This is a genomic window from Pedococcus cremeus, assembly GCF_900111375.1.
Classification (GTDB): Bacteria; Actinomycetota; Actinomycetes; order Actinomycetales; family Dermatophilaceae; genus Pedococcus_A; species Pedococcus_A cremeus.
The window spans coordinates 1-7,515 of record NZ_FOHB01000014.1 but is presented as its reverse complement, the minus strand read 5'-3'; the positions used below and the strand labels follow the sequence as shown (position 1 = coordinate 7,515).

General features: G+C 70.1%; 6 protein-coding genes. 3 read left to right on the top strand and 3 right to left on the bottom strand.

The features are described 5' to 3' along the window. Positions 1-98: 98 nt before the first annotated feature. From BMW78_RS19570 to rarD, 3 genes are all read left to right on the top strand, one after another. Positions 99-1,985, top strand: a complete 1,887-nt coding sequence (locus BMW78_RS19570) for a 2-oxoacid:acceptor oxidoreductase subunit alpha (protein WP_091763152.1) — start codon at positions 99-101, stop codon at positions 1,983-1,985. Next, the gene (locus BMW78_RS19565) at positions 1,982-3,079 is read left to right on the top strand and encodes a 2-oxoacid:ferredoxin oxidoreductase subunit beta (RefSeq protein ID WP_091763150.1); all 1,098 of its coding nucleotides are present in this window, start codon (positions 1,982-1,984) and stop codon (positions 3,077-3,079) included. Before BMW78_RS19570 ends, BMW78_RS19565 begins: the two co-directional genes overlap by 4 nt. Positions 3,080-3,151: 72 nt before the next feature. After that, positions 3,152-4,093 (top strand): EamA family transporter RarD, encoded by a 942-nt coding sequence (gene rarD, locus BMW78_RS19560; RefSeq protein WP_091763148.1) that lies wholly within the window; start codon positions 3,152-3,154, stop codon positions 4,091-4,093. Positions 4,094-4,191: 98 nt separating this feature from the next. Here rarD and BMW78_RS19555 read toward each other — a convergent pair whose 3' ends face one another. The 3 genes from BMW78_RS19555 to BMW78_RS19540 form a co-directional block, all read right to left on the bottom strand. After that, positions 4,192-4,752 carry a dihydrofolate reductase family protein gene (locus BMW78_RS19555; RefSeq protein WP_091763145.1) on the bottom strand — a complete coding sequence of 187 codons (561 nt, stop codon included), beginning with the start codon at positions 4,750-4,752 and terminating at the stop codon, positions 4,192-4,194. Positions 4,753-4,929: 177 nt separating this feature from the next. Then, a complete protein-coding gene (locus BMW78_RS19550) occupies positions 4,930-5,862 on the bottom strand; it encodes a patatin-like phospholipase family protein (RefSeq protein WP_091763143.1) in 933 nt (310 codons plus the stop codon). A 783-nt stretch (positions 5,863-6,645) separates the two neighbouring features. Beyond that, the coding region (locus BMW78_RS19540) for an HNH endonuclease signature motif containing protein (RefSeq protein WP_143056353.1) at positions 6,646-7,515 on the bottom strand (870 nt) is incomplete at its 5' end.

The window sequence follows — 7,515 nt, the reverse complement described above, 5'->3', positions numbered from 1 at the left end:
GAAACACCGCAGGTAAGGCCGGACTTACCATGGAAGAAACGCCGTGGGCAGCCGCCGACGAGACACGAAACTGCCGAGGAACAGGTGGCGGGGAACAGATGAGCAGCAAGTCCGTCCAGCAGCTCGACCGTGTGGTCATCCGCTTTGCTGGGGACTCCGGTGACGGCATGCAGCTGACCGGTGACCGCTTCACGTCCGAGACGGCAGCGCTCGGCAACGACCTGTCGACGCTGCCCAACTTCCCGGCAGAGATCCGGGCGCCGCAGGGCACCCTGCCGGGCGTCAGCTCCTTCCAGCTGCACTTCGCCGACCACGACGTGCTCACCCCGGGTGACGCCCCCGACGTGCTCGTGGCGATGAACCCGGCGGCCCTCAAGGCCAACCTGCGCGACCTGCCCCGCGGCGCGACGGTCATCGTCAACATCGACGAGTTCACCAAGCGCAACCTCGCCAAGGTGGGCTACGCCGAGAACCCGCTCGAGGACGGCTCCCTCGACTCGTGGCAGGTGCACCCCGTGGCCCTGACGTCCATCACCGTCGAGGCGCTGGCCGGCTTCAACACCCTCTCGCGCAAGGACAAGGAGCGGGCGAAGAACATGTTCGCCCTCGGCCTGCTCTCCTGGATGTACCACCGGCCGACCACGGGCACGGAGCTGTTCCTGAAGAACAAGTTCGCCTCGCGGCCCGACATCCTCGAGGCCAACCTGGCCGCCCTGCGCGCCGGCCTCAACTATGGCGAGACGACCGAGGCGTTCTCGGTCTCCTACGAGATCGCGCCCGCGAAGATGCCCTCGGGCACCTACCGCAACGTCACCGGCAACATCGCGCTGGCGTACGGGCTGGTCACCGCCGCCCACCGCGCGCGGCTCCCGCTGGTGCTCGGCTCCTACCCGATCACGCCGGCCTCCGACATCCTCCACACGCTGTCGGGCCTCAAGCGCTACGGCGTGACGACCATGCAGTGCGAGGACGAGATCGCCGGCATCGGTGCCGCCCTCGGTGCGAGCTTCGGCGGCGCGATCGGCGTGACGACCACGTCGGGCCCCGGCGTCGCCCTGAAGTCGGAGACCATCGGCCTGGCGGTCTCGCTCGAGCTGCCGCTGGTGATCGTCGACGTGCAGCGCGGCGGCCCGTCCACCGGCCTGCCGACCAAGACGGAGCAGTCCGACCTGCTGCAGGCGATGTTCGGCCGCAACGGCGAGTCGCCGGTGCCGATCGTCGCCCCGAGCTCGCCGGCCGACTGCTTCGACGCCGCCATGGAGGCGGTGCGCATCGCCACCACCTACCGCACCCCGGTCTTCCTGCTCTCCGACGGCTACCTCGCCAACGGCTCCGAGCCGTGGCGGCTGCCCTCGGTGAAGGACCTGCCCGACCTGCGGGTCGAGTTCGCCACCGAGCCCAACGGCGTCGACGCCAAGGGCCAGCCGGTCTTCCACCCGTACCTGCGCGACGAGACCACGCTCGCCCGGCCATGGGCGGTCCCCGGCACGCCGGGCCTCGAGCACCGCGTCGGTGGCATCGAGAAGGCCGACGTCACCGGCAACATCTCCTACGACCCCGACAACCACGACCGCATGACGCGGCTGCGCGCCGGCAAGGTGGCGGGCATCGCCGACACCATGGGTGACCTCGAGGTCGACGACCCCAGCGGCGAGGCCGAGGTGCTGGTGCTCGGCTGGGGCTCCACCTACGGCCCCATCGCGGCCGCCGTCCGCAACGTGCGCAACACCGGCGCCAAGGTCGCCCGGGCGCACCTGCGGCACCTGAACCCGTTCCCCGCGAACACCGGCGAGGTGCTGCGGCGCTACCGCACCGTCCTCGTCCCCGAGATGAACATGGGCCAGCTCGCGATGCTGCTCCGCGCGAAGTACCTCGTGGACGTGCAGTCGTTCACGCAGGTGCGCGGGCTGCCCTTCACCACCGTCGAGCTCGCCGACGCCATCGTCGGCGCCCAGACGGTGTCCGACAACGGAGGAACCGCATGACCACCACCGAGCTCGGTATGCCGGGCAGCTCGCCTCGTGCGGGCACCGCGTCCGTTCCGCGCCTCCCCGAGGACGCCGACACGCTCACCAAGCGGGACTTCACCTCCGACCAGGAGGTGCGCTGGTGCCCCGGCTGCGGTGACTACGCCATCCTCGCCGCGGTGCAGGGCTTCCTCCCCGAGCTGGGCCTCAAGCGGGAGAACATCGTCTTCGTCTCCGGCATCGGCTGCTCGAGCCGGTTCCCGTACTACCTCGACACCTACGGGATGCACTCCATCCACGGCCGCGCCCCCGCGATCGCCACAGGCCTGGCCACCAGCCGCGAGGACCTGTCGGTCTGGGTCGTCACCGGCGACGGCGACGCGCTGTCGATCGGCGGCAACCACCTCATCCACGCGCTGCGCCGGAACGTGAACCTGAAGATCCTGCTGTTCAACAACCAGATCTACGGGCTGACCAAGGGCCAGTACTCCCCCACCTCGCACGTCGGGGCGGTCACCAAGTCGACCCCCCTCGGCTCGGTCGACCAGCCGTTCAACCCGGTCTCGCTGGCCCTCGGTGCCGAGGCGACCTTCGTGGCCCGGACCATGGACTCCGACCGCAAGCACCTCACCGAGGTGCTGCGCCAGGCCGCAGAGCACCGCGGTACCGCCCTGGTGGAGATCTACCAGAACTGCCCGATCTTCAACGACGGCGCCTTCGACCTCATCAAGGACCGCGAGCAGCAGCAGGCGCGCCTCGTGCACCTCGTCGACGGTGAGCCGGTGCGGCTCGGTGCGGAGGACGACCGGCAGGTGCTGGTCCGCACGAAGGCGGGGCTGCGGTTCGTGCCCGAGGGCGAGGCTGCTGACGACGGCGTCGTGGTGCACCAGGTGGGTGCCGACGACCCGGCGCAGGCGTTCGCCATCTCGCGGCTGGACACCCCGGACATGACGCACGTGCCGATGGGGGTCTTCCGCAGCGTCGCCCGGCCGACCTACGACGACCTCGTGCGCGCCCAGGTCGACTCCGCCGTCGAGAAGGGCGGCGGGCCGGCGACGGACGCCGACCTCGAGAGGCTCATCCACGGTCGAGACACCTGGACCGTCGCGTGACAGCGGTATGCCGGTGAGCGCGAACCTGCGTCTGACCAGCTCGGACGTGCGGACCAGCGCGGACGCCGGCCGGTGAGCCCGGCTGACCAGAACGAGGTCCGGCGCGGCACCACCTACGGTTTCCTCGCCTACGCCATCTGGGGCGTCTTCCCGCTCTACTTCCACGCCCTGAAGCCCTCGGGCGCCTGGGAGATCCTGGCCCACCGCATCGTGTGGACGCTGGTGCTGTGCCTGGCGGTCCTGGGCATCCGTCGCGACTTCACGTGGGCGCGGCAGCTCGTGGCCCGGCCCCGCCTGGCGGCAGGCGTGACGGTCGCAGCGCTGCTCATCGCCGGCAACTGGGTCATCTACGTGTTCGCGGTGATCAGCAGCCGCACCACCGAGGCGGCGCTCGGCTACTTCCTCAACCCCATCGTCACCGTGGCGCTCGGGGTGCTCGTGCTCCGCGAGCGCCTGCGACCGCTGCAGTGGGCAGCCGTGGCGATCGGTGCCGCGGCCGGTGTCTACCTCAGCGTGGCCGGTGGCCAGTTCCCGCTCATCGCGCTGAGCCTGGCCTTCACCTTCGCCGGCTACGGCCTGGTGAAGAAGAAGGTCGGCACCAGCCTGGAGGCGATGCACTCGCTCGCCGCCGAGACGGCGGTGCTCTTCCCCGTTGCCGTCGGAGTGCTGCTCTGGCTGAGCATCACCGGCGGGACCACCTTCAGCGAGGACGCTCCCCTGCACCCGCTGCTGCTGCTGCTCTCCGGAGTCGTCACAGCGGTGCCCCTGCTCCTGTTCGCCGCCGCGGCTCGTCGCATCCCGCTGACCACCGTGGGGCTGCTGCAGTTCATCACGCCGATCCTCCAGCTGATCTGCGGCGTGGTGCTGCTCGGCGAGCACATGTCGACGGAGCGCTGGCTCGGCTTCGCGATCGTGTGGGTCGCCCTGCTCATGCTGTCGGTCGACATGGTTGCCAACCACCCGAGCCGGCGCCGCCGGTTCGCCAGCCCGGTCATCGAGGAGCCGGCTCCCTAGGCCCTCGGCATCCGCTCCGGCCCGCAGCCTGATCCGCTGCGGCCCGCGGCTTGATCCGCTCCGGCCCGGCCGCCGGCACCGTCACCACCCGGCGCGGCTCAGCGGGTCCGGTAGCGCGCGAAGATGAGTCCGCTGTCGAAGGCACGTTCTTCGACCAGCTCGAGCTCGAGGCGCACGCCCTCGGGGAAGAACCGCTTGCCACCGCCGACCACGCTGGTGGTGAGGAACAGGTGGTACTCGTCCACCAGGCCGGCCGCGATCGCCTGCGCAGCGAGGTTCGGGCCGTCGATGGTGAGGTCGTGGTCGGCCTCGGCCTTGAGCTTGCTCACCGCGTCAGGGTCGAACGTCCGCTCGATCCTGGTCCTCGCGCTGGACGCCGACTCCAGCGTCGTGGAGTAGACGACCTTCTCGGCGGCCTGCCAGTCGCGCGCGTACTGCGCGATGAACGGCGGCACGTCGGGCAGCGCGTGCGCGGTCTCCCAGAAGACCATCGTCTCGTACATCCGTCGGCCGTAGAGGTACGTGCCGACGGGGCGGTAGAGGTCGTTGATGAAGGTGTGCACCTCCTCGTCGTCGGCGCCCCCGAAGCCGAGGTCGCCCTCCGCCGCCTCGGCGTAGCCGTCGAGTGAGGTGATCATCGAGTAGATGAGCTGTGCCATGGGTCTCCCTCGGGTACGAACACGTCGGTCTGCCAGCGGTCCTGCTGGCTTTGACCACCGCGCGACCCGGAACTCATCGTTGCTCCCCACGAGCCTGCGCTCTGCCACGGGTGAGGGCTGCGCCATCGGTGAGGATGACCGCGACGCCACCCTGTCAGCTGCTACTGCACGGCGACGTCAGCACCAGACTCCGGCGACCAGCTCCGCGAGGCCTCGACCCTGGTCGTACCCTCCTCGCGCTGCCTGCGGACGGGTCGATGGATCCAGTGCATCGGCGTCGAAGACATCACCAGCGCCGCCGTCCGGGAACACCGTCTCCACCCTGCTGCCGCCTGCGCGCAGCTCGTCGACCTGGGTTGCCAGGTCCATGCCCCACTCCAGCGGCATACGCGTCCTGCCGCCGAACGGTGACAGCACGAGCACCCGCCCGCACCCGGCCGCCAGATCGGCGTTCTCGCTGCGTCGGTAGCCGCCGTTGAGGTACCGGTCCTCGCCGATGCGGTAGGGCGTCATCGCCGAGGTGCTGGCGGCGACGGCGTCCACCAGGTCAACTCCGCTGTTGCGATCGAACACGACCGGTTCCCCCGTGCAGGCATCGACGGCCGTGATCAGCAGGTGCTGCCGCGGCCAGTGGTGACTGGGAAGCCGAGCCGCGACGACCTCGCGCCAGCGCGTCTGGCTGGCACCGTCGGACACATCCAGCTCGAGCGCCGCAGCGCCCATCCTGCGGCGCATGTCGGACGCGCTCTCAGCAGCTCCGATGATGGCGTTCGACCACTCCAGGTAGCTCGGCCCCGAGACATGGGCGGCGGGTCCCCGGTCCGGTCCGGTGCCGCCGGCGCCGCCATTACGAGGCCGGGGCCACTCGGCCAGGACCGCGGCATACAGGTCGGCCGGGCGTGTCCCGCTGGTCACCTGGGCGGCCACCGTCGATCCTGCCGACGTGCCGATGATGAGGTCGGCCTCCGTCACATCGACGCCGGCGTCGGACAGGCCGGCGATGAGACCGAGCTCCCAGGCGTTGCCCGCCGCTCCGCCGCCGGCGAGGACCAGGGCTCGTCCGTCCGACAGGGCGTCCTGGCGCGGAGTTGAAGAAGGTGAGGTGTTCATGGAAGTCGCCTTTCGCGAGTTGCCTTTCCGGCGCTCCCAGTCGCGACCAGCTCAGTCGCGGGACGTGTCCTGCCGGGGAGCACCCAATCCGGATACTGCGTTCATGGGTCTCACCTCCTGCTGGTCGATCACGATTCTCGGGACGTTAGCAGGCTGCCGACACGGTGCGCCATCCACATGGGACCGGCTGCCATGTCCCCGGCGAGCGCCGCTGACCCCTGGACCTCCAGCTGTCAATGCCGCCTCGCCGACACGCGTTGACCGTGGACGAGGCAGGGCGAGCTCAGTTCGATGCGCCCCTGCCCTCGTCATACGTACGAGCCCGTTCCGCGCGTTCTGCCACGCCCCGAGAACCGGACCCCGAACCATGGATCCTCCGGCTGCGGCGCTCGGATCGCCACGCCAACGCGGCCACCACGACGACGACAAGCAGGATGAGCAACCACATGGTCATGACGACCACCTCCACTCATTTCAGTGTGTGAGGCGGGCGAGAGCTGCAACATCGCTCATCAGGACTAGGTAGGCCTAGGCGTCGGCCTGTCCGTCCTCGAGCCCGATCACCTGCGGTGCGGCTCGAATGTGGTGGGTCGGATGTAGCGGTCCTCGCGAGGGATCTTGAACGCGGCCACGAGGCGCTCGTCCACGGCGTCAGTCAAGCGACTTCCTCCTCCGGGGTGTTGCGCCTGCGGACTTTGATGAGGGTGCTGGGCATAGGCAAGAGGTCCCGGCCGCCGGGCATGCCTGTGGCCCCGCCGGCGGGTGGCGGGGTGTGGGGCGGGGTCACGCTGGTTCGGTTGCGGTGTTGCTGGCGGCGCGTCGGGCGAGGAGGTCGTCGTAGGAGCCGCGGGTGAGGTCCCACTCGACCCGTTCTCCGAAGGACCCCTTGACGACCCGGCCGGCCAACCGCCTCGAGTGCACGATGGTGTGGTGCCGCTCGCAGAGCAGCGCCCCGTTGTCGAGATTTGAGGGTCCGAGGTCTGCCCAGTGCACGAGGTGGTGGGCGTCCGTCCATTGTGGTGGGGCCCCGCAGCCGGGGTAGGTGCAGCCGCCGTCGCGGAGCCAGAGCCGTTTGGTCTGGGCGTCGGTGAAGAACCGTTTCTCCAGACCCCAGTCCATCACCTCGCCGTCGGCTCCCAGAACGATCGGGATGACGGAGCCGTCGCAGCACAGCCGCCGCACGGTCTCGGGGGCGAGGTGGGTGCCGGCGTCCAGCCCGCCGAGGGTGGTGGCGGCGCCGAGCCGGTCCTTGAGGTCGTCGTAGCTCATGGTCAGCAGCAGCGTCGTCTTGTTGGTCTTGCCGACCTCGTCCCCGGCCGCCACCGCCCGGCGCACCAGGGTGACCAGGGCGTCGCCGCGGCGCCGGTCGGAGGACCGGAGGTCGCGTTCGCCGTCGACCGGCTTCGGCGCGGACAACGGCCCGAGGGCGGCCTCGAGGACGGCCTTGCCCTCGATGTCGAGGGTGAGCCGGTACTCGAAGGTGTTGGCGCCGGTGTCGTTGGGTTGGGAGAGGCGGATGAAGGACTTGCCCATGTTCTGCTGGTCCTGGAGCACGTCCTGGCGCCCGTACTTGGCGATCAGCCCGTCGCGCAGCAGCCGGCACCCGGACGGGCCGTGCTGCTCGGCCATCCCGATCAGCCCCTCCAGCACGTG

Coding starts and splice junctions, on each gene's coding strand:
- BMW78_RS19570 (WP_091763152.1), top strand. CDS start 99: ATGAGCAGCAAGTCCGTCCAGCAGCTCGACCGTGTGGTCATCCGCTTT.
- BMW78_RS19565 (WP_091763150.1), top strand. CDS start 1,982: ATGACCACCACCGAGCTCGGTATGCCGGGCAGCTCGCCTCGTGCGGGC.
- BMW78_RS19550 (WP_091763143.1), bottom strand. CDS start 5,862: ATGAACACCTCACCTTCTTCAACTCCGCGCCAGGACGCCCTGTCGGAC.
- BMW78_RS19555 (WP_091763145.1), bottom strand. CDS start 4,752: ATGGCACAGCTCATCTACTCGATGATCACCTCACTCGACGGCTACGCC.